Origin of the sequence: Bacillus sp. N447-1 (assembly GCF_022701035.1) — a bacterium.
Taxonomy (GTDB): domain Bacteria; phylum Bacillota; class Bacilli; order Bacillales; family Bacillaceae_G; genus Bacillus_A; species Bacillus_A cereus.
In genome coordinates this window covers 483,241-507,926 of sequence record NZ_CP065509.1, presented here as the reverse complement: position 1 = coordinate 507,926, position 24,686 = coordinate 483,241, and the positions used below count along the sequence as shown (strand labels likewise).

The window sequence follows — 24,686 nt, the reverse complement described above, 5'->3', positions numbered from 1 at the left end:
AACATAAAAATCCTCCTCACCTTCAGGAAGATTTTTTGTTTGCTATTATTTTATTTATATCTTCTAGTAACAATCCCAATTGTAAATGACATTGGAAAAATCTAGATTTAACAAATCTTCCTTACGTATAAAGAAATTAGCAACCCCAGAATCGCCCCACATAATATTTAATGAATCGTCTGTATCGATTTGCATCAATAATATGTCATGTTGCTGGTATTTTTCTTCCCATTCCCTTGGATCTGTCTGTGTGAAAAATGGATAACCACCAATTTTATGTCCTTGATCCTTACATAAATCATCATACAGTTCGCCTAATTCTGTATTATTTTCTTCATCAACAATTTCTTCCCAATCAATGTTATCATTAAAAATCATTTCAAATCGATAATCTCTTGGTGTTACTGGTTGATATGCCAACTCAAACATTAGTTTTGCTGCTTTGGGTATGATAAAATTCTCTAAATCTAAAGTGTTTAAATAACTAAAATCAGTAATCACCTTAGTTAAATCCGCTGTGATTGTAGAATGATAAACAATTCGAAAGTCTTTTTGGCTTGTGGGATGATCAAAATCTGCTCCAAAAAGATCTTCTTCAGCACTTATGAAAAACTGTAACATTCCATGTTGAGGCATATGTTCAATGTTTGGTATTTCTTCAAGGTTTAACTGCGCAAGTAGCATCATAGGTTGTCCGTTTGAGTCTTTAGGATGCTCTTGATCTATAGGTAAATACGGATATCCACCAAACTTACTTTCAAAAAGCGTTGTCTCTGCTAATGTTCCAGACACTTTAACATACGGTTTCACACTTTCTTCTAAAATACTACGATACTGTTCTAGTTCTTTCGGAATTTGAAGTTGATACGTATTCTTCACTATATTTGCCTCCTTTTAGTAATGAATTGAAAATACCTAACTTAATTATATAGTAAGCGATAGCTTAATTGAAAATCGTTAAAAATCCATTTTCACCCTCATTTTTTGCGCGCTTGGTGGACAAAGTAGATTATGTTCTAATACCTTTTTATTAATAGTTCGAATTAAATCCGCTACTTCTGCAGTATTTGTATTTTCTTTTAGCTTTTCTTTTAAATCATCAATTTCTTTTGAAAGCTCAATCCACCTAGGTAAAACGTGATTATTTGCTAAAGTTCTATAAAGTTGCTTTTCAGGATTGTACGAAAGATCTTTATCAAGATTAAGAGGTTTCCCTTTACCAGGTAAATGATCAAAAGCTCCTTTCTGTTCTGCTTGTTTAACGATAGAACTAATATGATCCTCATACGTATAAGACCAAACTTTCTCATCTTTTACTAAAATCTCTTGTTTTTTTAGTTTTTTATCTAGTTCTTCTTGATTCATAGATTCTCTCTCCTTTTTATTTTCTAATGTCGTTTTTGTAATTTCTAATGCCCTTAATCCATCGAATAGCTTTTCTCGCCACCATACGCTATCATGTCCACCTTGAAACTCTTCGTAAGTGGTTTGGTATTTCTTTGCTTCTAAAGCTTTATATAGCCGTCTATTAGCCGTTAAAAGAGGTTCGTTTTCGAGTTCGCCTACTGCTATGTAAGAATGTAGATGAGTCGCATTAGAATTTATTGATGAAATTTGATTTTCAATCCAAGGAATTGTATTTTCATAATTATCCTTTTTCCAATGTACGGATCCAGACATTGACAACACATTCCCGAAAATATGCGGATTTTGAAGTGCTGCATAAAAAGCTGCTAAGCCACCAAGACTGAAACCTGCAATTGTTGTATGTTTCGCTTTTTGATGCACACGATACTTAGCCTGAATCCACGGAAGTAATTCTTTCGTTAAAAATGTATTCATTTTATCGTTATAAGTTAGCTCTTCTAATCGATCGACAGGATCTATAGCAACAGCAATACACGATGGGATTTCTTTTTCGTAAATTAAATAATTAAGTGTTTTTTCAATTGAAAGGCTCTGAATGAATTCCCATCAAATACAATGAGAAGTTCTTGAGGATGTGGAGTGTGAGAATAATCATGAGGCGTATAAATATGAATTTTACGTGTGTTATTTAAAATCGAACTATGAAAAGAATATGTTTCAATTCTCCCAGATGGATAATGATTTGAAGGGAAACGACTGCTATACTGCATGTCCATACTTATTTTTAACACAGACGCTTTATTGGTACCTTCTCCAAATGTATTTTTATTAAATGGGTCTAATCGATACTGTTCACTACGCTTTATCCAATTATTTTCGAAAAAATCATTTACTGTAAAATAATAAGTTGAAATAAAACTCTTATTTGTTCTAAACGTAACATACCAAATATCTGTCTGTAACAATCGTTGTAATTGATTTACAGACAAATCCCAACCAGGAAAACTACCGAATACATAAACGTTTTCAGTGTTTTGATCCCCTAACCATATATACGTTATAAGCTTATACTGATTATCTGCAGGGCATTGTTCTATTAGTGGCGTGTGATTTGACTTTATTTCATGCAAAAAAGTATAAAGAGCTTTTTCGTTTCCATTCTTTAATTGATTTTTAAGCTTCTCTAACTTAGGACTGATTATTGTAGTCACCTCTCTTCTTCCTTTGTAGTATTCTATATGTAGTTTTTTTCATTAGAATCCCTATATAAAAGTAGTCGTAAGTTATTTGTTTAGCGAAGTTATTTATTAGAAAAATAATCAATTGCCTGAATAGAAAGTTCTAATGATTTTATTCTTCTTTCTAAAAGCGTTCTTTGAGGACTCCCAAGCTTTGACTTAACGTAAATCTGTTCAATTGATGGAAGCAAACCAATTAGAACATTACGAGCTTCCGCTAAATCTTCCTGAGTATAATGATGAGTTTCTTGCTTCCAAACACTTTCTAACATAGCTAAGCCGATACTAGCTGCTTTGAGTCTTTTTTTCACTAAAGTAGTATTTGATCCTTTTTGAGTCATCTGTGACAAGGCATTTTCAAGTTTACTAATTGTTGACTGTAAAGATTTTATTGATTCTACTTTATCTATATTTGATACGTTTTTCATGTTAATGTTATCCCTTCTACGTTGCTAACTTGTTTTGTTTAATGTTTAATGAAATCCTTAAAAGCTTGATTTCACTCGAAATATTTTAACATAAATAACTAACTGTATTCGAGTTGGACAATAACTTAAAGCAAAACAGCTATTCCTCTCTCCTCCCCTGTAGCATTCTATTATATGTACTTCTTTCTTCTCATTAGAATTCCTATATAAACTAGTTGTTAATATTGAATGTTTTATGAACAAAAAAACGTACAAGTAATGTAACCTGTACGTTTTCGCTTTTATTCAGTAAGGTAATAAAGTAATAGCTTCCTGGTCTTCTCATAATTCATGAAATCTCTATACAAAATAGGATACTTCACAATTTCTGTTTCTATAAAACGATATTGCGGAAACCACTCAAAAAACGATTTTTTTAACCACTTTATTTGTTGAAACGTAATGTTCAGTTCGTTTCCATTTAGTATAGAATTTAAAGTAGCTGCTGTATGCATCCAATAATGATTAAAATCAGCGTTTATACAATCATCTTCGGTAAATTTACTTTTTAAGTCTCGCTGCAATTTTGCTGTAGCACGATAAGGAAACGGTTTATGAAGTGGACTATGCATTTTCTGCAATTCCTTAAAAATAATTTGTTTTCCTAACTTCAACTTTCTCCTCCTTTATTTCTCTATCCAATTTAATAAGTTTTCATAATGATATTGAGCATCGATATACCCAAGATTATATAGATTAACAAGCTTTTCCTTATTTCTTTCTATTCCGCTTATAGGAAGCTGTACACTTGGTTGAATTACATAAAAATTATCTTTTTGTTCTTCTCGATTCATATAAGATATCGTCTCATTATAAAAACGATAATGGTCTACTAAATTCTCTGCGATTTTCGGATATTTTCTATATAAAATTTTAGCCAGGCCTGAAAATTTATTCCGCTGCTTCTCATATCCTTCTGGCTTTGTCATAATTACAACGTTCTTTTCATAACCATCAGTTTGAGCTTTTAAAACTGGTATAGGATCTATAATTCCTCCATCTAGTAATTTTCGATTATCATATTCTACAGCAGGTGCTATAAACGGCACAGAGCTGGATGCACGGATGATTTTTAAAATATCATTTCCGTGTTCTGCTTTATTATAATAAATGGCTTGTCCTGATTCGCAATCAGTCGTCCCTATAACAAACTGTTCATTACAGTTTAAGAAAGTTTGAAAATCAAATGGTACAATTTTATTAGGTACTTCATCAAATAAAAAATCCATTCCGAATAATTCACGTTTTCGAATTAAGTTTCGATAAGATATATACCTGTAATCTGATACTAGCTCTGTATTTACTTTCTTATTTCTACCTTTTTGACGTGACAAATAGGTTGCTCCCATACAGGCTCCAGCTGATACGCCGACTACATACGGAAAGAATAAGTTCTTTTCCATGAAATATTCGAGTACACCTGCAGTATATAAACCTTTCATTCCTCCACCCTCTAATACTAAACCAATATTCTTCATGCTATATCCCTCTGCTTCTTTTTTCTTAATTTCATATTAGCATAAGATTTTAAGATGAGGTTTTATAAACTAATTACAACAATAACCAGAAACTACTAAAGTAATGTCATAATATCTTTGTGAGTAACATGTTACAATATAAGTAATTCATTCCACATATATTAAAGGAGGAATTTAATATGGGTTTATTTAGCGGTATTTTAGGAAATGCATCAAATACGAGTTCTGAAAGTGTAGAACGTGATTTAGAGAAGATTATGCTAGACGATGAAAAAGTAGAGCATGCTTATAAATTAATTCGTGATCTAATCGTATTTACAAATCGTCGTCTTATTTTAGTAGATAAACAAGGAGTAACTGGCAAAAAAACAGAATACCATTCTATTCCTTATAAAAGTATTACACAATATAGCATCGAAACGGCTGGGCATTTTGATTTAGATGCAGAACTTAAAATTTGGGTGTCTAGTATGGAGGATCCAATTACGAAAGAATTTAAAGGTGACGATAGTATTTTAAGCATTCAAAAAGCGTTAGTAACCTTTACGACCAAGTAGTGGATTTTGTATTTTTATTCATTTTTAAAATTACTAACCCGAGTATTTTGGAAGAACATACATCTTTTTTGTATATTTAATCTAAAATAACATAAGAAGGTAAAGCGTATTTTATATGCTTTACCTTTCTTTTTTGTAATAAATAAGTGTAGTTTTATCATTTAATTTCTTTATTACTTCTGTTCTTTTATACCCCATTTTCTCGTATAGAAAACAATTTCTTTCTTCTTCTAAAATCGTAGCAAGTTCAAAGCTTCGTGCTTCTGGAAACATCTCTTCAATTAAAATAAGTACCTTCTGAGCAATTCCTTTCCCTTGATAGACTGGATGAATAAACATTGGACTGATCCAAAATTTATAAGGTAGTTCTTTTTGGGATATACATATCGCCCCAACAAGTTTCGAATCTATTATCATCTTATAAAAATTACTGCTGGGATTATTTATTCTAAATATAGTTTTTTCAATAGGTTCATTTGCTGGGTTTGTTTCGTAATCTTTATATTTATGTAATAAAGGGTTAAATGAGTCTATTTGCATTTGAAATAAATCTGTTGCATCACTTTCTGTCGCCTTCTCTAATGTAATCTCCATGTTACCAATTTAGTCGCTTTCTTAATGAAGTTATATGAGCTGTATGATGCCGTCCGTGCCATGCGTATAGTCCTATTGCAACAGCAAGTTTTGTTTCACCAGTTTCAGGATGGTTAAATGTCTTTTCTAAATCTTCAATTTCTAGAGAATATAAAAGGTTAACCCATCTTTTATGTAATGAATCTAGCATTACTAGTGAAACATCTACCGGTAATTTTGAATCGGGTAACTCTGCCCACTTCTCTTCTTTATACGGCTTAATAGTTGGATTCTTTTCTGTCAGTGCTAATTTAAAGCGTATGTAGCTATTCATATGGCTATCAACAACGTGATGAACAACTTGACGGACAGTCCACCCTCCAACGCGATATGGTGTATCTAACTGCTTCTGATCTAAATCTTTAATTGCCTTTGTTAGTTCATTAGGTAAATCTTCAATTTCTTGAATCCATGTATCAATCATTTCTTCAGTTATAGGACGTTTGTATGTAAATTGGCCAATTGGATAACGTAAATCATTCATGAATAAGTCCTCCTTATTATAAGCGCGAAGTATTTCTCCAAATATAGTGTACAAACTTCACATGTTCTCCATGTAATTCTACAGATGTTATATCTGATTCGTTTTGGTAAGAAGAAAATCCGCTTTTTTCTAGTACAATTTGTGATGCGAGATTATTAGTCGTTGTTTTAGCATGAACTTCAGTAATTTCATTATTTTTCGCTACATCTAAAATTAATTTTACGGCTGCTGTTGCAACTCCTTTTTTAGTAAATTTTTCTCCGACCCGATACCCGAGCGAACTAATTCGAGTTTCCGTATCTATATCTACTAAATTAATTCGCCCTACAATTTCTTTTTCTTCATTACGAATTAAATAAAAATAAGAATCTCCATCTGCTTGTTCTATTAATAAATCGTCTAGTAGTTTTTGGAAATATTCAAATTCAAAATATTTTGAGCCACGATTTGGTACCATTGTTTCAAAAAAAGATTTATTCGTAAGTTCAAACGTAAATAAATCCTTAGCATCTTGTTTCTTTAGTTGCTCTATGTATATTTCCATCCCGTATTCTCCTTCTAGATTTACTAACTGTTATACATTCTTTTTTAATCAATTATATTCCTGCTATTACTTTCGATTAAGTAATACAGATAGTAGCACTTTCGGATGAAAAAGATGAAATGGACTACGAATTAAATTCATAACTCGTACTAACCGAATATAAACATCAGAATTACTTGCGGATAGTCGATATATTTGTTTCGTATACCATAGCTGAAATTTTTGTTTTGTAGTTAATTCTCTCTTTAGTTGCGGATGACGTGATATTTCCGTTGTTGTCATATCCCATGGGGTTTCTATTATAGTAGCTGCCTTTTTATAAAATTGTTGTGTAAATGTTTTATCAAGTTGTTTTCTACCTTGCAGAAGTAATTGCAACTGGTGAGCCTCCATAGCAGCAACTGATACGCCTTGGCCGAAAACGGGATCAAAACGACATTGCGCATCTCCAACAACTAATAAGCCTTCTGGTACATTATTCACTAAATCAAATCGCCGGCGTACTTGATAAGGAATTTTGTATGTCTTTATATCAGTAATTCCCTCAGCCTTGTTTAGGAAGTCTGTAACATTAGAAATTGATAGGTTTTCAGCAAAATCATAAAACTCATCATCTGTTTGTGGTGCTTTCTCGTTTGCGTATCCACTGAAAGTAACAAAATAACGATTATCTTCTATCGTTTGAATAAGAACGCCATAAGGGTTATCAGGGAAACTCGGAGACATTAACATATTACAACAGTCTAATTTCTCATTTTCTTTAAGTTTGAACATTTTCGTTGCGTAAAATAAATCAATACGAACTTTCTCTTCTTGTACTTCAATTTCGTATTCTCGTAACCACTCTATACTTTTTGAGCCAAATCCACTCCCATCAACTACAAGGTCTGCATGAACTTCTTCTTGTATGTCTGTCTCTAAATATTTAACTTTTACTCCACACACTTTGTTAAGCTTTGCATCTACCAATAACCCTTTAACCAATGTTTCATATTTAATAGTAATATTTGAAATTTGATGTATTCGTTTTTGAATATGCCATTCTAGCAAAGGACGACTTTGTTGAATCATATGTACTTCCCCTATGAATGGCTGTTTCCATAAACCAAATTGATGCCATTTTAAATCACGAGTAAAGTTATTTACGATACTACCTGCTTCTATTAATTCATTCGTAATAGTAGGAAACAATTCTTCAATTGCGTTTTCTCCACCTTTTAATAACACGTGAGGATGATTACTTTGTGGAACTCTTTTTCTCGAAGACTTTCCATCCCACCTTTCACCAGCTTCTATAATGATTACTTCTTTAAAAGAAGTTGATAATGCTTTTGCTGCAAACTTTCCTGCCATACTTCCACCAATAACGATAGCCTTATTAAACATATTTTCCCCCTTAATAAAAAGAGATCCTGCCTTGTATGAATGAAACAGGATCTTAAACTAATTAACTTCTTTATCATTATACTTAAAATACATCAGTAAATTGCAACATTAAAATTAAAATACCTAATCCCCATACGTAATACGCGAATACTTTTAAAGAGTGACGTTTTAAATATTGAATCATCCATGAAACGGCTATGTATCCAAAAAATGCTGCTGATAACGTTCCGACAATTAAAGATGTACTAGAAATAGATTCTGCTTTCCCTTGAAAAACGTCTACAAATTGCAAAATGATAGCTCCAACAATGGCTGGTGTCGAAAGTAAAAAAGAAAAGTAAGCAGCTGTTTCACGATCTAATTTTCTCCATAATGCAGCGACAATTGTCATTCCAGAACGAGAAATGGCTGGAAAAATAGCAGCAGCTTGAAATGAACCGATAATTAATGCGTCTTTATATGTTATGTCATCCATTTTTTTACGACCATTCTTTTGTTTATCTGCCGCGTAAAGAAAGAATCCGGTCACTAAAAACTCCCAACCGATCGTGATTCCTGTTTTTGAAATATCTTCAAAGAAATCTTTAAACAATAAACCAATTACAACTGCGGGTATTGTCCCAACGATAAGTAATAACATGAGCTTTGAAAATGGTTTTTTAATTAAATATATAAATTCTTTTTTGTAATAAATAAAAACCGCAAGTAAAGTCCCAATATGCAGCATCGTATCTAAAAATAAGCCAGCCTCATCTAATCGGAACAAATGCCTTCCTAAATAAAGATGTCCGGTACTACTGATTGGTAAAAATTCTGTTAAACCTTGAATTATACCTAGTATGAAAGCTTCTAACCAATTCATGATGGTCTCCTTTCTCTTTTGCTTGTACCAATATATGAGGGTTAAATTTTCGATATGAAAAAAACTATATTTCTCTATGAATTTACTTTTCATTTATGGATATATATGTAAAGAGGGTTAAGGAGGGTTATTATGTGGAAGCACACAAAATTCGGTAATGTATTACTTTGGGTGGGCCCTATCCTTGTATTTTTAGGACTATGTATGACAAATGTTATTTCAGATATTCCTTTCTTTGAGGGAAAACATAAAACGGTTGGTATTGTACTTATATTTATAGGTGTAATCTGTTTTGTTGCTGCTAATCATTTGAAAAAGGAGAAAGATATGAAGAATAAATCTAAATAAAAACAATCCTGGCATATTAGCTAGGATTGCTTTTATTAATGTTGATTATTTGTAGAATACTTTATCAACGTTATATTTCGCTTTGTATTCATTAATGATATATGTTTCGTAAATTTCTCTTTCTGTTGGATCTTCTACGATACATGCATCAATGCGGTATACTTCATCACGGTGATTTTTAATTGGTGAAACATTATCTTCAAAATGCTTCTTAATACGTTGTCTAATTTTACGAGCTTTACCTACGAAAAGAAGTTCGTCATTAATATTGTAAAACATAAAAATGCCGCCTTTATCTCTAGGGAACAAGTGGAAATCGATAAATCCATTAATTGGAGTAATAATTGGCTCGTCTCCTTTAATAACTTGTTTACGTTCAGTAATTGAAACATCAGCTTCAGGAATATTAATTTTAATCAAGTTCATTCACGTCCTCTTTTATTATAAAGATAAATAATAGCATACATAAGTAAGAAAAGCTATGTTCAGAGGCATATTTCATTTTATAATTCAAATATTATAGGTGTATCATGTAAACTTTTCTTCCAAATCATATGATCGCTGGATTCTCCCCAGTAATCTTTCAATACATAGCTAGGTTTTCCAAACTTTTTCGTCCATATACTTTGCGCATTTTTATATCCACTATCTAAACAATATTCTGTTATCCCTCTGCTAAGTAATGTAAGAAACATTGTATGTAGTAATAAACTCCCTATTCCCTTTCTCTGATACTCCGGAAGTATGAATACAGTTCCTATTTCATACAAATTTTTAAGTACACCACCTGTACAACTATTAATCAATGTACTTGCTGGACCGATTTCGATTGTTCCAATGATTTTATCGTTACTTGTATCAATTGCTAATAAAAAGTAACGACCTTCTCCGTTACTATCAAAATCACTTTTCAAATACTGCTTTTTTGAGTTAATTTCATTTTCTATGTCATCCAATGATTGTGACAATCCTTCATTTTTGTATGTATTCGTAATAACGATACGGAAAAATAAATATAGTTCATCTACATCATTCAAATTCGGTCTTCTAACTGCAACGTTAGTCATGAATTCAATCTCCAATCCTCATTATGCCATTGTCAATACAACACTTTATATAATCTATTCATCATTATTCTGCAAAAACCTGCATAAATCCAACAGTATAGAAAGCTCATTATAGATATTGATAAAATAATTTTTATATCCATAGTTGTATGAACAGCAGGACCAAGTACCGGAAAACGGAAAACATCGAGAACAATCATAATACCAATAATTAGACAAGTTGCTGAAAAGGAAACAATCCAAATTCTCCTCTTTAATTTTAAAAAGGATACTCCTAAGGCTAGACCTAATAAGCCTGTAGTAAAAGGAAAGACAATTAGTTCACTTGGCTCAATAATAAATAATAGAAAAATAGTAAGAATATAAGAAAGTATTCCCTCACGAATAGAATAGAAAATAGCAAAAAAAATCGGTAATGTCGAAAATGGACTAATGAGCAAACCTATACCAGGAACTAGGTTTCCTGCTGCTTGAAACATGGTGGCTAATGTACTCATCAAAGCTGTAAGTACTAACTTATTCGCAAGGGACAATTTTCTTTTATGAACAAAGCTCGTATCATGTTCTATCATCAGTTGATACCAATAACGTACAAACCAATTCATCAATATCTCCCCCTAAAGATGCCTCATTCATTACTTTCTATATTATTCATACACTAGTGGTTTATGAGCTGCTTTCTACTTGTTATGAATTACTATATAATAAAAGGCTTTTAGGGGGATAAATTGTGCGTTTTAAAACAAAATAAATTCCTTGGATTATTAAACTACGAGTGTATATCGTATCAGGGAATAATTTCAAAAATGGTACCTTTGTTAAAATCTGTTACTTTCATAGAACCGTAAACTCCTAAATATAATTTAGTTTGATTCAAATTTGTTCCTAAACTCATATAATAAGCTGCTTGCGTACCAAAATCATAATTGGTTTCAATAGCATGAAAGTCAGCATGTTTACCGTCTGTACCTGCTCTAGTATAGGCTAAAACACCATTAACTGGCGGTCGAGAATCTTCTTTCTTAGCAAGGTCAGTAAACACTACGCTACCTGTTAAATTTGGAATTGCATTTCCCATATATGGCTGAACTCCTGTAAGGGAAGTTCCTCCAAACTTATCGGGTCTGGAATCTTGATGAAAATAACTAAGTAGAGGCAGAATACGCCTCGCTGAAGTTTGTATTGTTTCATCATAATAAGTCATTGTTCTTTCATCCAAAGTCTGATTTTCGGAACAATGCCGTATAAAAGAAGTAGGTAAATCCCCTTCCCATCCTCTCCAACCAAAATTGATAAACCCATCTTGATTGGGAGTGAGCCTCATAAAATGCATTTGAACAAGTTCTGTAACCGGTATAGGTTTATATTGAACAAATGAAAAAATAGACTCTACAATATTTTGTCCGACATTTCCGGCGTATTTGATATATTGATTATAAAACCTTTGAAATGAAATGCCGGTTATATTACGTACTCCTTTTGCAATTACTGTAAGTGTTTCTTGTATAGATAAAGGGAGTTCATTAAAGCGTGTAACTACAGGAGGGTTATTTATAAATGTATTTTTACTTACATCGATTTCAATTATTTTACCTGCTATTTCTAAATCATCTTGGCTTAAATTAAATGGATCATAACCTGATCCGCCATCTCCATTTGTAAAAACAAGTTTTCCAGTCTCAGGTGAAAAGTTTAAACTATTGACTCCGTTATGATTAAAAAATGGTCTTCTTACATTCAGTAATGTTCGTCGCTTTTGAGCTTGACCATTAGATTGTAAAGTCCATTCTTCTACTGTATCAATGTGATCATATTGCGTATTTCTATTAACCCACTTTAAATTTAACGTTTTAGGGTCACAAGGATTCGGTTTAAATTGCTCAGAAAATGCACCTGGTCCTTGAGTTCCAGCTACTGAATAATGAAGATAAAATAACCCATTTTGATAAAATTGTGGATGGAACGCAAGTCCAAGCAATCCGCGTTCATCATAACCGCTACTAGAAACACCTTCTTCAAATGTACCTAATTTAATAATTAGGTGACGAATATCTAAAAATATCTTTATAACTCCATTCCCTATGTAAAAAATCTCTCCTAATTGGGTTGCGATAAATAGTCTTTCGGTCGATTCGCCTGGAAGTATTGTTGTTTTCAATACGGTTGGTAAATTTATATTATGAACAATGGGTCGTAAACTAACTTTAACTTTTGTCAATTAACTGTACACCCCTTTTTCTTCTTTTTATAGAAGAATATGATTAGAGTAGTTTTGTTAGTATCAAATAAGTCGCATTCCTTTTTATTACAATTTTGTATATAATATAATTATAAATAATATGGGGGACGAACTATGATAATCGTACTACAAATCATCTTACCACTAATTTTCGCAGTCTATTTATTTACCCTCTATCATAACGGGACGTATGGATCAGCTTCATTCATTTTAGCAGTCATGATAGGAATTTTCGGTTTAGAGAATATTTTTCAATATGCTAGTCTAACAGATCATGCTATTTATCCATATTGGGGCAGTTTGAAGGCTGTTGTTATCGTTTTATCAGTCGTATTTCTATTTAAAAAAGGTGGTTTAACAGGAAAATATTGATTTGTAATGCGTTACATATTTTCTTGTTAAATTGCTTTATTTTATAAAAGCAGAAATATTTATGTAAAAACACGAAGGGATGTGTTACATATGTCTATAAATATTATTTCAATAGTATCTATCATAATATGGATTTTGTTAATTACAGAACTTATAAAACCTTCAAAAGAACAGAATGGACGAAAAATAGTAACTTTAGTAACTGCTGGTTCCGCATCAACACTTATTTTGACGGTTTCATTTATTCAAAATATCCCGTTTTGGAATTGATAGTGATATAACTAACAAAAATATGTATAAATAAAAAGATTAGGATTCACTCCTAATCTTTTTATTTTTTGAGGTAACACCATATGCCCAGTAAGCTAAGATTTTAAGACACCCCCTTAACGAAAACTTTACATTTTCACAATTATTTATGAGAATTCGGCTCGTTTTTCCGTTTTGGGGAAGAATCAATTTCTTAAGTTGATGACGATGTGGATAGTATCCCAGGTATCACAAAATGATGTGAAAAATGACAAAACTGTAAGATAACGAACTATTTTGTAAGGGAAATCACTCGTTTCATTCGCCAATTTTTTCTATAGTAAGGATAAGAAGAAAACAAATAAGATGATATGAAAATGAGTGTTAATGAAGTAAAAGGTTTAACGAAATTTTATCAATCAAAAGGTGCGGTTGCGACAAATCTGATTTTTCTTTACAGGCTGTTCTTAATGAATTCATGAAATGGGATTGTACTTATATTGTAAGGAGTGGGACTATTGAAAACAGTACTATCGGTGCAACACCTAACGAAAGAAATCAAGGGCAAGTTGATTGTACAAGACATATCGTTCGATATGGTAGCGGGAGAAATTATTGGACTACTTGGTGCGAACGGAGCGGGCAAGACAACCACGATGAAGATGATAGTTGGTCTAAGCACAATAAGTGCCGGGGACGTGCAAATTGCAGGTTACAGTATTAAAAGTCAGTTTTCTAAAGCAATCCTCAATGTAGGGGCTGTGATTGAAGCACCTGCATTCTATCCTTATTTGAGTGGGTATGAAAATTTACGACAATATCAGCGTTTGCACAAAAATGCAAGTAAGGACTGGTTGCTGGAGGTAGCCAGTCTAACCGGCATAGAACATGCGCTTGATCAGCGAGTAGGCACGTATTCCATGGGAATGAAACAACGCTTGGGAATTGCACAAGCACTACTGCGAAAGCCAAAGTTGCTTGTGTTAGATGAGCCGATGAATGCACTTGATCCTGCTGGTGTCCGTGAAACCCGGAACTATTTAAATAGAATTGCGACAGATTTGGGCGTAGCAATTGTGATTTCCAGTCATCAACTGTCTGAGATTGAGCAGATGGCACGTCGAGTGGTTATTATGCAGAATGGTTGCTTAGTGACAGAGCAAAGGATTGATGATGGCTTAAATGATGGGAAATTCTGTATCACTCTTCACATTGATAATGTTGAGCTTACAAGCGAAGTTTTGGTTAACTTGTTTGGGGAAGATCATCATGCATTGGATTATATGCAGACAGAGAAATTATCTAACGGTGTGCATACTATAACAGTAGCTATTGATGAAGGGCAAGTTCCAATGTTGATTCGAGCATTGTGTGCTGCCGGGGTGGAAGTTCATCGGGTGTTGTCGACACATACGAGTTTAGAGGATAAGTTTTTAAAATGGACAACTGCGCGTGGTGAGGTGAGTTAAGTTGTTATGGAATGAATGTTTGAAGATAGTGAATAAAAGAATCTTTATTCTTTCACACATTGGTTTTATTGTGATGACGGTACTGTTATCTTGGGCATACACCAGTGATCTCAAGGCTGATGATACGGTGGCTCAAATAGTAAATGCTTTGCTTGGCCTATCGGGAATGCTTGTTATTCTACCTTGGGCGATTGTTTTGTCACCTCTTATTTGGACGGATGAGTATCAATATGGAACTTTGAAACAACTGTTCCTGCATACGTCCTCGCGCTCACGGTTGTATGTTGCAAAAATTGCTGCGATGATTTTGCTCATCATTACGGGTATTGTTAATATATGCATTGTTTCTTTGTTAGCGAATCTTCTGATGGCTCCCCAAAACATACAATGGGGCGACATGACGGATGTTATATATTCTATTGGAGCAATCGCATTGCAATGTTGCCTATATGCAAGTCTAGCATCCTTGATTGGCGTGTGGACGAGATCAGCTGCTATCGCAGTAGGCAGTAGCTTAGTGCTATACTTTTTACAAATGATATTTGGAGGTAGTCTCTTATCTACATCATGGACACACATTCTATTCATTCATCATGATGATTTAAGTGTCTATTGGAGCACGTCACAATATAAATCGGAATTAGTTGGCTTACTTATGTCGTTAGCGATAGATATCACCTATATTTTGTTTTTCTTTGCAATTGGATTATGGATGTTCGTCAAAGAGAGAGGAGCAGACTAAACATAACACGGAGCTAAAAATGAGCAAAATAGAATACAGTTATGTCGCTTATACCAATACTCGGGATAAGGATATGGAAGATAAAATAATGAATGTGAAACAATGATAAGTGATAAGTGATTACGCTAGTCTAGTTAACCAGCAGCAATCTAGTACTTTATTTTTTTGTCAAAGACTACCGCTGATTTTACATTAAAGTCAATAATTGAAAAGTTAGAGAAAAAGAATAAAGAGTTTGAAGAAGAAAATAAAGCCTACTGATTACTTCATGAAGTTATAAAATTAGTACCGTACATATTAGACATATCTGAAATATACGGTACTAATTTTACTATTGATTCACTTATCTAACTTAAAGATAAGTATGTGGTCCTTTACAATTTGAATTTCTTTTTAAGCTTCTTATATTTTCTATACGAACGTCTAACAATGTTTAACATAAAATACGGTATTTTAACCGGGAAAGGTAATTTATATATGAAAGGAAAATAAAAGGTGAAATATGCCTTTTCTAGGTCTCTCCACTTACTATCTTCTTTTGTTTTTAAGAAATCAGATACATCGACTACATATCCCCTTCCTTTTTCCATCATCACATTTTTCCCGTGCACATCACAAGGAGTTAACCCTTGTTCCCTCGCATACTCTAAAGCCTCATTAATATCAAGTATTACTTGCTTAGGAATTTTAATACCCTTATGAATAGCATCGTATAAGGTAATTTCTTTTAAACGTTTCAATACTATGAAATTTTCTCCTTTATATATAAGCTTTGAATAAGAAGGATGATTTCCAATTCTTCGGTATACTTCTGACTCTTTTTCAATTCCTTCTCCTTCTCGCACGTAAACTTTCACTACCCAATCTTTGTATTCTCTGTGCATGAATACTGCGGCATAATTACCTGTTCCTAAACACTTCCAAAGTCTAGGAATATCTTTAACTACTACAGGCTCGAATTCATCCTCACTTCGGATGCTTACCTCTTTTAATAATTCGTCATTTATCAATCCCACAAAACTATTTATACTCATCATTCCCACTCCGGTTTTGCTAAAAGGGGGCCCACCCACATTTTAACGAAAATATACACTAAGCGAATTTTAGCATAAAACGAGTCATCTTTCTTCTTAAAATAAAAAGCTAACTCGTTTTATTTAAACTGTTGAATACTTAATATTTATTCCGTTATTCATAGCCAAAAACCGTACGATATAAAAATATTTCTAATTATTTTCATTTTTTCAGAGTCAACTGTATAGGGCTTTTCTTAGTACAAGTTCTCTTCGTTCATTACCCATGCCAAATCTATAAAACATTGTTTAGAAGTGTAGCAAAGGTTTGTTAATGGTTCAATTCTTGTTCCACTACTATCTTTGTTAGCTAAAACTTTTATTGTTTTAATAGTCTTTTGTTTAATTCCCACAATGCTGTTTTGTTGCTATCCCATTTCAAAAACGTTACTGCTTCCTCAAAGCATAACCATTTATAATTGAAGTGTTCTTTAGATAATGATATGTTTTTTGTAGGGACTTTAACTCCAAAAGAAAATTCTTTTATTACATAAACCTCTTCTCCCCAAAGGAATCCTCCAACTACATCTTCTACTGATAGTGAAGACACAGAATCTAATTGTATATATGGACATTCTCTTGTAATACCAGCCTCTTCAAACGCTTCCCGTTTTGCTGATTCAATAGGAATCTCACCGTCTTCTCCGCCGCCAGCTATTCCTTGCCAATAACCATAATCACTTCGGTTAAAAATGGCATATTGAATAGAATCGGCAGTTTTTATATAAGGAAATATCAATACTTGATATGGTGCTCTCATTACTTAACCTCCTCTCGAAAATACGTTTTAAATCAATATGAATAAAGAGCCGCCATCACAATTCTACATTATTAATGCAGGTTTATAATGTCGGCCCTCTATTTTTAAATAGTTTTATTTTTCATAAACAGGCTTACTCTTAACAGAGGAAAAACTACTTATTCTCTGTCAAATTTGTTTAGCATGGTTTTTCCTAAATGTTAGCAGTACCCTATATTATTCAATTGCGCCAGCAACATCATAATCATTTAAATCTAATTCAATCGTTTGTCCGAGCGCTAGTTTAGCAAGTTCCGCTCCTAGATATGGACCAGCTGTTAAACCCGAAGCTCCTAATCCATTCGCAACGAGAATTCCTTCAAAGTTAGGTAGCGGTCCGATAACAGGTAAGAATCCTGGTGTAAATGGTCTGAATCCAACTCTCGTTTCAAGCATTGTAGCATTTTCTAAGCCAGGTGCAACTGTTAATGCCTTATGAAATACTTCATGTAAACCACCTGCTGTTACACGATGATCGAAACCAGTATCATTCTCATGTGTTGCACCAATTACGACATGCCCATTGTCAAACGTTAAAATATATTGATCGTTCGGTGGCATAACAACTGGCATATTTTCTGTTGCTGTATTCTCGATTTGCAGATGAACAATTTGTCCTTTTTGGAATGTAACTAAGAAATTAATTCCTAATGGTTTCAAGATTTCATTCGCCCATGCGCCTGCAGTTACAATAACCTTTTCCGCTAAAATTGTTTCATCGTTTACTGTAACTCCCGTAATATGATTTCCTTCACGGACTAATATAGCATCGCCTTTTATGAAAGTTGCACCATGTTTTTTCGCAGCACTTATTAATGCATTGCGTAATAATCTTCCATTTACTCGTGCAGCACCACTAATATGAACAGAATTATATTCGTCTGATAATGCTGGGAATAATTTTTTTGTTTCTTCAGCTGATAAGCGAGTTATTTCACCAATCTCCGGGGCATCTTCACGTCGTTTATAAGCTCGCTCTTCCATTTGATCTAACTTTTTCTCGTCAGTATGTAAACTAATTGCACCTACACGATTATATCCTGTGTCAGTTTCACCGTCTTCTTCTAATTGCTGAATTAACGAAGAATAGTAACGTGCACCACCTTTAACGATTTTATACCATGCTTTATTACGACGCTGTGATAGCCATGGACATACAATACCTGCTCCTGCATCAGTTGCTTGCCCTAATTGTTGGCGATCCACGATAGTAACATTCGCACCTGCCTTAGCAAGATGATAAGCAGTAGACGCTCCTAAAATTCCAGATCCAACTACAATATATGATTTCATTTCAAACACCTTTTCTCTTTTGCTAATTATATAAATATAAGAACATTCCTTAGTATAATGGAAGGAATGCTTTTTTCAATGTACTCATCACAATTAATTGTTGCAGCATTGTGACTTCCTTAATCATTATTTTTTCTTCTTACGGAATAATTCAATTGTTTTATAGCCTTGTGAAAGGATTTCTATCATTTTCTCTAGACGTTTTTCACGTGTTTTTTCTTGTTTCACAGAAAAAAGATTACGTGCCCAATCTTTTTGGTATCCAGGCGTTAAACTTTGATAAAACTTAAGTTCATTCGGATGATTAGCTAATAATGCTTCAACATCTTTAATTCGATCTGCATAATCGGCAACACATTGACTCATAGCAGATGTTTTTGTTGTTTTTTTCTTTTCACGTTTTAAACCAACAACAGTAAAGACTTCATCCATACTTACCATTCGTGCAAATTTAATATCGCTTTCTCCCACATAACCATCTTCTCCAACGTTTAATGCCGGAAACATCTCATCACGGTGAATAAACGTACTATAACGAGCATTACCTTTTTTCGGATATGCGAAGAATACGTAACCTTTTTCAATTAGTAATTCTTCATTACTAATAATAAAATTCGTTTGTTTCACCATTTCATCAAGCGTTTCTACAAATATAAAGATAGCATCGTGTCCTTTTGAGAATGCAGTTTCTTTACCTGTAAAAATGTCATAATCACTTGGTTCGTTAATAACGACCATATTTGTATACTTATTAAGTTTCAATTTATCAATAACTGACATAATAATCTTCCTTTACATTCAAAATTCATTGTACATACTTTTTCGTACTGTTCTAGTGTATTATATGTATTAAGAAAATCAAACTTTAAATCGTATTATTCTGCTGCAAAAGAACATAATTCTTTACTAGATGGGGTGGTTTTATGCCATATGTAATCCGAGATGAAGGGCTAGTTTTACAAGGGGATGATGGAAAAGAACCAATTTTTCATACATATGAAGAAGCTGAGGAAACATTAAAAACATTAACTATACCGCAGTTTCCGAAACATATTAGAAGAAAACCATTTACACCAAAAATAATAAAGATAGCCGCTTCTGAATAAGAACCGGCTATCTTTATTATTCATAACTTAATAGCAAATAAAGTATATAAAAACTCTTTATATTGATCTTCTGTAATTTCACGCTTAGTTTTTTCCCCATGAATAATTTCGGTTAAACTTGTATTCGTTAATGAAATATGGCCAGAGTTCGTCAACTTTACTGTAATTGGTCCTTTATTAAAAATAGACTTCTCATCTTCTATCACTCTTCTTTGAACATCATTTACTACTATCTCATCAATAATATGTTTATAAAAAGCATGACAAACTTTCCATTCTCCAGCAGCATCTATTCTTTCTAAAACATAATTTCCTTTATTCGTATCTTTCCGTCTCACCCGGTACGAACCATTTTTTGAAGAAACCGACTCGCCAGTAAAAGGTACAGGAACAAGAGGTACTAACGAAGCTATACCTATATCAATTAAATACTGTACATTATCATAAGTTAAAATAATTGTTATATGGCCATCCTCAAGTGCCCATGCATTTATATCGTTTTTATACACCGTACCTAATGCCAGTTGTACATCATAGCCACAGTCTCTTAAGAAATAGTAAAAAAGAGTATTTAATTCGTAGCAAAGTCCACCACGGGAACTAGTTAAAATTTTCTCTCGTAAGTTTTCCAGAGAGATTTGATTCGTATTTCGTGCTATAACATCTAAATTCTCAAATGGTATAGTATGCGCAAACGAAAAGAGTATGGTAGGTAATTCTTCAAACGTTACATCATTACGTTTTTTAAGATTTAATCTTGTGAAAAGCTGATCTTGTAAACTTGTCATATTTAGCACCCCTTAAAAATTTATAAGTTTAAATAATATATGCTGATTGTAAATTTTAAGGGGCACTGTAACAATGTACATTTCATTTAACTGTACCGGTACAAAAATTACGATTCACGAGGTAAATTAATAGAAGGCGTCATTACAAATGTCTTTTCTGTAATTGCTTCTTTTTGTGGCAAATCAAAAGCTACGAATATAAATTTAATAGTTTATCTATAGGCAAATTATTACTATCACTTAAATCAACAAAATATTGAAGTTGCCACGTTTGGCTCTTTTTAGCTTGATTACTAACAGTGGTATCCCAAACAGGATAAATCCTCATTGCCATTTTCCCTGTTTGACTTTGTGTTCTCAATATTTTTTCTTTAAGAAGAATCTCTTTAGGAAAAATAAATTGCCCTAGTTTATTATCAGCAATACAAGTGATTACTAATAAATCAGGAGCAGCTTCATAAGAGAAAGCTCTATTTCGCATATTTTCATCTTTCTCCCAAAAAGAAACAAATTGACCAATTTTATTAGGTGTAACTTTTGATTTTCTAAAACGAATGGTTTTGTTATTTAAGTGGAATAAACATCCGGCATATTCTGCGTTTTGCTTTTCTTCTTTTAGATTCGTAATCATTAAGTTGTTAGGTTTGTAAACTATATTATTTAAATTTTGGATTATAATATTAAAATTGTTCAAAAAACTCCCTTTATTCATCTCTTAGTTTACCACAAACATCAGTTCTTCTATATCGTATATAATTATGAACTAAGTGAAATGGGGAATTTAGCAGGATATAATTATTACTTTAATGTACTTAGTTTTTCAATTGCTTGTTGTTCAGTTGCTAAGTAAAAATGTCATTTCCTTTATTACATTCATAAATAAAATCTTTTAAGCTTTTACTAGTATACATAGAGAAATCTCCAACAATAGCAATCTTTACCTTATAGTTTATAAACTTTTGAAGGATATCACCCGCAAGCCGTGTTTTTAGGTCAAAGAAATCTTCACTTATTAAAGATTTATGGATAATAATATGTTTCGCATCTACCTCATTTTGAACTGTTGCCATAGTATCTAATGCAGACTGAACATCCGATATTAATACCTTATCGTTTCTAATGACCGCAATATTGATTCCATCGATTACTACTTTCTTTATTTCCATAGTCCCACCTGTACAGAGATAATAAAGTTGTTTAATTTACAATAAAGTCATTTAAAAAATAATATAGTAGTTTAAAAATCCTTCTTCTACTAACGAGGCAGGTTAGTGGAAGAAATAGCAAGTGGGTTTAACTAGGAGAAGTGTCTTCTGTTTTTTAAATTAAGGATATCGATAAATTAAGATTTATTTACTTAACATTGTACTTATTTTCGGACCGAGGCATCTAATCGGTGAGTATATACAAACCAAGTAATGCTTGCTGTTAATAATGTTGACGAAATTAAAGCTGTAAGAACACTATATGTTTGCCAAATAAGTATCGTTGACCAATCGAAGGCAAAAAACATTATACACTGGGCAATCGTAGCGATTAGGAAAATAATTGTTACGATTGTTCTCTTTTTTGTCATTGGCTGCTGCTCATTCGTTTTCCCTTTTCTTAATCCTAAGAAAAATAACAGAACGGCTAATAGGCAAAGAATAATTGTGGTAGACGACAAAATGATGTCCAAAAGCTGTGTGCCACTTATCTCATATGACTGAGTTAGATTGCCGTTTAATATATTTTTAACTTGTAGTACCAGGTTTATATTGGTATTTGCGCCGTTGCTCAGTAAGCAGATGGCTGTTCTTTCATTTGGTAGTATGGCTACTTTGGTACTAAAATTTGGATTACCCCCAGTGTGTTCTATAAACGTTTGTTCGACGTTTACCGACCAACCTGCCGCATAATACATATCATTGACAGCCGAAACAGACATATCACCTCTATGTGATTTTTCGATGGCCCTGTGAAATATTTCGGGTATGTCCTGCACGATACCCATCTGTATGCCCATCCAACGCGCCATATCTTTTGTATTAGAAATGATATAGCCGGCAGGTTTATTCCCGGTATAATACGGAGCGTTAAATGGAGTTGTTATAAAAAAGGAAGAACGGTAACCCTGTGCTAACTGTCCAGTGGCTTGAGCATCTTCTTTATAAACATACGTCTGGTGAAGACCTAAGGGTAGAAATACTTGCTCCTTCATAAAGTCTTCATAGCTTTGTCGTGATACAATCTCAATAACCAAACCCAATACGTCATAATTAACGGTTCCATAGTTATATTGTTCACCAGGAGAGAACGCCAATTCTGCATCTACCAGCGTTTTCACAGTCTTTTGCAACATATCAGGCGTATTACCTTGTGGAATATTTTGAAGATGTCTAATATTTGTTAGGCCGCTGGTATGGTGAAGAAAGTTATTTAGTGTAAGGTTTTGCATATCAACAGGTTTACCTTGATACTTTAACGTAAACCAAGGTAAATATTTTTGGATAGGGTCAGTCATTGATAGCAGCCCTTGCTCTTCCAATAGCAAAATCCCCATACCAGTAAAAGCTTTACTCACCGAGGCCAACTCATAGAGTGTATTTTCACTTGCAGACAGTCCCTTTTCAAGATCTGCATACCCAGAAGAAAAGTAGAACACTTCACCATCAGCAAGTATTGAGAGTGACATTCCAGGCACACCTGACGTACGACAGGCATCATCTAGCAATGCTTGTATTGCCACAGATTTCGAATCTGACAACGCATAACTTTGTGTTGCGAATCCTGAGAATAATATAAATATCGTTAATACAAAAACAATAGTCTTTTTCATACACTCTCCTTTCTGAAGAATTATAAGGGTATAAATAACTTATTTTTATAACTATAAACTAAACTCTGATTTATATTTCTATTTATCTATATAATATCAAATAATTGTGAAGAGTTACACTTAAACTAACGGGGCGTTAGTTTAATAAGAAGTAAACAACTTTATTATTCATTTTTAAGCATTACATAAGCAGATGGATATAATTTGAAACAACTTTAAAGAGCCTTGCTGCATATAGAATGTAGTAAGTCTCTTATCTTTTTAATCAAAATTCAATAACTTTATTATCACTATACACCACCCTTTATAATTTACACAGTATGAGTAAAATTGTTTTACAAAACTTCGTATTAATCATAGATTAAATTAGCCACAGCTATTAAAATCGCTTCTATTTTTGTTGTAAATATCTATTTTTATTACTAATACGGTCAATGAAATTAATGATAGTTTCTCTTTTTATATTTTTAATATATATATGGGATTACTTTTACTTGTTATAAAAATATTGTGGAGTAACATAACTTAACAAACTATCCAAAGTGTTAATCTCGGCATATGGTTGTATTTTGGTAGTATTCTTGATTTTCTGAGGGTTAAACCACACACCTTTTATATTTGCATTTTGAGGACCAGCAATATCCTTTTCTAAGTCATCCCCAACAAATAAAGTATTTTCCGGTTGTAAATTTAACTTATTTAATGCTAGTTCGAATATACGTTTATCAGGTTTACTAAATCCCACTTCTTCAGAAATAATGATTGTTTCAAAATACTTATTTAAATTCGTGTTAAATATTTTAGCTTTTTGCCTCTGAGTTGAGCCATTTGTTATAATTCCAACTTTACAGTGCTTCTTTATTTGATTTAAGAAATGAATAGTATTTTGGTCTATTGAAAAACATCTAGGGAAATTATTATTCCAAAAATCTTGGATGTAATTGCGTGGCAATCTATACCTTGGCGTGAATTCATCAAACAATGATTCTAAAACTGTCGTTTTATTACTTATGCCATATTCTCTTTTATCGTATTCTTTGAATTTCTGTAACATGTTGCTTTTAGCCGCACCATCTACATTTTCATAACACTTTTCTAAAACAATTAAAAATAATGCCTCTACTGCTTTATCCCTATCAAGTAATGTATCATCTAAATCAAACAGCATCGCTTTATAACCCATCAAATCATTTCACAACCTTTCTATATTTCCTAGTAATCATCAAAAGTAATCAAAAAACAATTCATATCAAAGAACTCATAATAGAACGATATTCTAAGAGTTAAATCAAAATCCTTCTTCTGT

At 32.8% G+C, this 24,686-nt stretch carries 28 protein-coding genes and 2 pseudogenes; 7 read left to right on the top strand and 23 right to left on the bottom strand.

All coding sequences use genetic code 11. The features are described 5' to 3' along the window. Positions 1–63: 63 nt before the first annotated feature. The 5 genes and pseudogenes from IQ781_RS02585 to IQ781_RS02560 form a co-directional block, all read right to left on the bottom strand. A complete protein-coding gene (locus IQ781_RS02585) occupies positions 64–879 on the bottom strand; it encodes a YwqG family protein (RefSeq protein WP_139846769.1) in 816 nt (271 codons plus the stop codon). 78 nt (positions 880–957) lie between these two features. Then, positions 958–2,579: pseudogene (locus IQ781_RS28265) on the bottom strand (DnaJ family domain-containing protein). 89 nt (positions 2,580–2,668) lie between these two features. Further along, positions 2,669–3,034 (bottom strand): hypothetical protein, encoded by a 366-nt coding sequence (locus IQ781_RS02570; protein ID WP_065382398.1) that lies wholly within the window; start codon positions 3,032–3,034, stop codon positions 2,669–2,671. 281 nt (positions 3,035–3,315) lie between these two features. After that, positions 3,316–3,687 (bottom strand): YxiJ-like family protein, encoded by a 372-nt coding sequence (locus IQ781_RS02565; protein ID WP_063220379.1) that lies wholly within the window; start codon positions 3,685–3,687, stop codon positions 3,316–3,318. A gap of 12 nt (positions 3,688–3,699) precedes the next feature. Continuing rightward, positions 3,700–4,551 carry a patatin-like phospholipase family protein gene (locus IQ781_RS02560; protein ID WP_103622021.1) on the bottom strand — a complete coding sequence of 284 codons (852 nt, stop codon included), beginning with the start codon at positions 4,549–4,551 and terminating at the stop codon, positions 3,700–3,702. A 179-nt stretch (positions 4,552–4,730) separates the two neighbouring features. Here IQ781_RS02560 and IQ781_RS02555 point away from each other — a divergent pair, with 179 nt between their 5' ends. After that, the gene (locus IQ781_RS02555) at positions 4,731–5,108 is read left to right on the top strand and encodes a PH domain-containing protein (protein WP_000522472.1); all 378 of its coding nucleotides are present in this window, start codon (positions 4,731–4,733) and stop codon (positions 5,106–5,108) included. A gap of 120 nt (positions 5,109–5,228) precedes the next feature. Here IQ781_RS02555 and IQ781_RS02550 read toward each other — a convergent pair whose 3' ends face one another. From IQ781_RS02550 to IQ781_RS02530, 5 genes are all read right to left on the bottom strand, one after another. Beyond that, positions 5,229–5,702: a GNAT family N-acetyltransferase gene (locus IQ781_RS02550; RefSeq protein WP_000406647.1), complete on the bottom strand. Its 474-nt coding sequence runs from the start codon at positions 5,700–5,702 to the stop codon at positions 5,229–5,231. Between the two features lies 1 nt (position 5,703). Continuing rightward, the gene (locus IQ781_RS02545) at positions 5,704–6,225 is read right to left on the bottom strand and encodes a YfiT family bacillithiol transferase (protein ID WP_000999070.1); all 522 of its coding nucleotides are present in this window, start codon (positions 6,223–6,225) and stop codon (positions 5,704–5,706) included. A 16-nt stretch (positions 6,226–6,241) separates the two neighbouring features. Continuing rightward, entirely contained in the window at positions 6,242–6,769 is a 528-nt protein-coding gene (locus IQ781_RS02540) for a GNAT family N-acetyltransferase (protein ID WP_000409241.1), read from the bottom strand. Between the two features lie 66 nt (positions 6,770–6,835). Continuing rightward, positions 6,836–8,155: an FAD-dependent monooxygenase family protein gene (locus tag IQ781_RS02535; RefSeq protein ID WP_139846768.1), complete on the bottom strand. Its 1,320-nt coding sequence runs from the start codon at positions 8,153–8,155 to the stop codon at positions 6,836–6,838. 82 nt (positions 8,156–8,237) lie between these two features. Continuing rightward, the gene (locus IQ781_RS02530; protein ID WP_139846767.1) at positions 8,238–9,017 is read right to left on the bottom strand and encodes an undecaprenyl-diphosphate phosphatase; all 780 of its coding nucleotides are present in this window, start codon (positions 9,015–9,017) and stop codon (positions 8,238–8,240) included. Between the two features lie 132 nt (positions 9,018–9,149). On the opposite strand from IQ781_RS02530, the gene IQ781_RS02525 reads away from it, so the two are divergent. Further along, positions 9,150–9,365, top strand: a complete 216-nt coding sequence (locus tag IQ781_RS02525; RefSeq protein WP_242784810.1) for a hypothetical protein — start codon at positions 9,150–9,152, stop codon at positions 9,363–9,365. Positions 9,366–9,410: 45 nt separating this feature from the next. Here the strand turns inward: IQ781_RS02525 and IQ781_RS02520 are convergent, their stop codons facing one another. The 4 genes from IQ781_RS02520 to IQ781_RS02505 all read right to left on the bottom strand — a co-directional run bounded on the left by IQ781_RS02520 (position 9,411) and on the right by IQ781_RS02505 (position 12,650). Beyond that, the gene (locus IQ781_RS02520; protein WP_001048941.1) at positions 9,411–9,791 is read right to left on the bottom strand and encodes a nucleotide excision repair endonuclease; all 381 of its coding nucleotides are present in this window, start codon (positions 9,789–9,791) and stop codon (positions 9,411–9,413) included. A gap of 77 nt (positions 9,792–9,868) precedes the next feature. Continuing rightward, a complete protein-coding gene (locus tag IQ781_RS02515; RefSeq protein WP_000185966.1) occupies positions 9,869–10,432 on the bottom strand; it encodes a GNAT family N-acetyltransferase in 564 nt (187 codons plus the stop codon). 32 nt (positions 10,433–10,464) lie between these two features. Continuing rightward, a complete protein-coding gene (locus IQ781_RS02510; RefSeq protein ID WP_001103998.1) occupies positions 10,465–11,037 on the bottom strand; it encodes a YybS family protein in 573 nt (190 codons plus the stop codon). A 182-nt stretch (positions 11,038–11,219) separates the two neighbouring features. Then, positions 11,220–12,650, bottom strand: coding sequence for a PQQ-dependent sugar dehydrogenase (locus IQ781_RS02505; RefSeq protein ID WP_072770056.1), 1,431 nt, complete (start codon positions 12,648–12,650; stop codon positions 11,220–11,222). Between the two features lie 135 nt (positions 12,651–12,785). Here IQ781_RS02505 and IQ781_RS02500 point away from each other — a divergent pair, with 135 nt between their 5' ends. From IQ781_RS02500 to IQ781_RS02485, 4 genes are all read left to right on the top strand, one after another. Beyond that, positions 12,786–13,043, top strand: a complete 258-nt coding sequence (locus tag IQ781_RS02500) for a hypothetical protein (RefSeq protein WP_000587696.1) — start codon at positions 12,786–12,788, stop codon at positions 13,041–13,043. Between the two features lie 90 nt (positions 13,044–13,133). Continuing rightward, on the top strand, positions 13,134–13,313 hold the full coding sequence (locus tag IQ781_RS02495; RefSeq protein WP_000026314.1) for a hypothetical protein: 180 nt from the start codon (positions 13,134–13,136) through the stop codon (positions 13,311–13,313). A 497-nt stretch (positions 13,314–13,810) separates the two neighbouring features. Further along, on the top strand, positions 13,811–14,761 hold the full coding sequence (locus tag IQ781_RS02490; protein ID WP_000859759.1) for an ABC transporter ATP-binding protein: 951 nt from the start codon (positions 13,811–13,813) through the stop codon (positions 14,759–14,761). 1 nt (position 14,762) lies between these two features. After that, the gene (locus tag IQ781_RS02485) at positions 14,763–15,503 is read left to right on the top strand and encodes an ABC transporter permease (protein WP_000964516.1); all 741 of its coding nucleotides are present in this window, start codon (positions 14,763–14,765) and stop codon (positions 15,501–15,503) included. Between the two features lie 374 nt (positions 15,504–15,877). Here IQ781_RS02485 and IQ781_RS02480 read toward each other — a convergent pair whose 3' ends face one another. The 4 genes from IQ781_RS02480 to IQ781_RS02465 all read right to left on the bottom strand — a co-directional run bounded on the left by IQ781_RS02480 (position 15,878) and on the right by IQ781_RS02465 (position 19,448). Beyond that, complete coding sequence (locus IQ781_RS02480; protein WP_000026539.1) at positions 15,878–16,537, bottom strand: protein kinase family protein; 660 nt, start codon at positions 16,535–16,537, stop codon at positions 15,878–15,880. Positions 16,538–16,895: 358 nt separating this feature from the next. Continuing rightward, positions 16,896–17,336 (bottom strand): NUDIX hydrolase, encoded by a 441-nt coding sequence (locus tag IQ781_RS02475; RefSeq protein ID WP_001202588.1) that lies wholly within the window; start codon positions 17,334–17,336, stop codon positions 16,896–16,898. Positions 17,337–17,552: 216 nt separating this feature from the next. Beyond that, positions 17,553–18,668 carry an NAD(P)/FAD-dependent oxidoreductase gene (locus tag IQ781_RS02470; RefSeq protein WP_139846766.1) on the bottom strand — a complete coding sequence of 372 codons (1,116 nt, stop codon included), beginning with the start codon at positions 18,666–18,668 and terminating at the stop codon, positions 17,553–17,555. A 126-nt stretch (positions 18,669–18,794) separates the two neighbouring features. After that, positions 18,795–19,448, bottom strand: coding sequence for a YdeI/OmpD-associated family protein (locus IQ781_RS02465; protein WP_086385711.1), 654 nt, complete (start codon positions 19,446–19,448; stop codon positions 18,795–18,797). 143 nt (positions 19,449–19,591) lie between these two features. Here IQ781_RS02465 and IQ781_RS02460 point away from each other — a divergent pair, with 143 nt between their 5' ends. After that, a complete protein-coding gene (locus tag IQ781_RS02460) occupies positions 19,592–19,774 on the top strand; it encodes a hypothetical protein (protein ID WP_001147158.1) in 183 nt (60 codons plus the stop codon). Positions 19,775–19,794: 20 nt separating this feature from the next. Here the strand turns inward: IQ781_RS02460 and IQ781_RS02455 are convergent, their stop codons facing one another. From IQ781_RS02455 to IQ781_RS02435, 5 genes and pseudogenes are all read right to left on the bottom strand, one after another. Beyond that, a complete protein-coding gene (locus tag IQ781_RS02455; protein WP_000202747.1) occupies positions 19,795–20,562 on the bottom strand; it encodes an arylamine N-acetyltransferase family protein in 768 nt (255 codons plus the stop codon). Positions 20,563–20,752: 190 nt separating this feature from the next. Then, positions 20,753–21,256 carry a MepB family protein gene (locus tag IQ781_RS02450; protein WP_001058786.1) on the bottom strand — a complete coding sequence of 168 codons (504 nt, stop codon included), beginning with the start codon at positions 21,254–21,256 and terminating at the stop codon, positions 20,753–20,755. Between the two features lie 104 nt (positions 21,257–21,360). Then, positions 21,361–21,728 (bottom strand): annotated as a pseudogene (locus IQ781_RS02445) (DUF4180 domain-containing protein). A gap of 203 nt (positions 21,729–21,931) precedes the next feature. Next, the gene (locus IQ781_RS02440) at positions 21,932–23,380 is read right to left on the bottom strand and encodes a serine hydrolase domain-containing protein (RefSeq protein ID WP_139846765.1); all 1,449 of its coding nucleotides are present in this window, start codon (positions 23,378–23,380) and stop codon (positions 21,932–21,934) included. Between the two features lie 490 nt (positions 23,381–23,870). Continuing rightward, positions 23,871–24,563 carry an HAD family hydrolase gene (locus IQ781_RS02435; RefSeq protein ID WP_000540712.1) on the bottom strand — a complete coding sequence of 231 codons (693 nt, stop codon included), beginning with the start codon at positions 24,561–24,563 and terminating at the stop codon, positions 23,871–23,873. Positions 24,564–24,686: the final 123 nt, after the last annotated feature.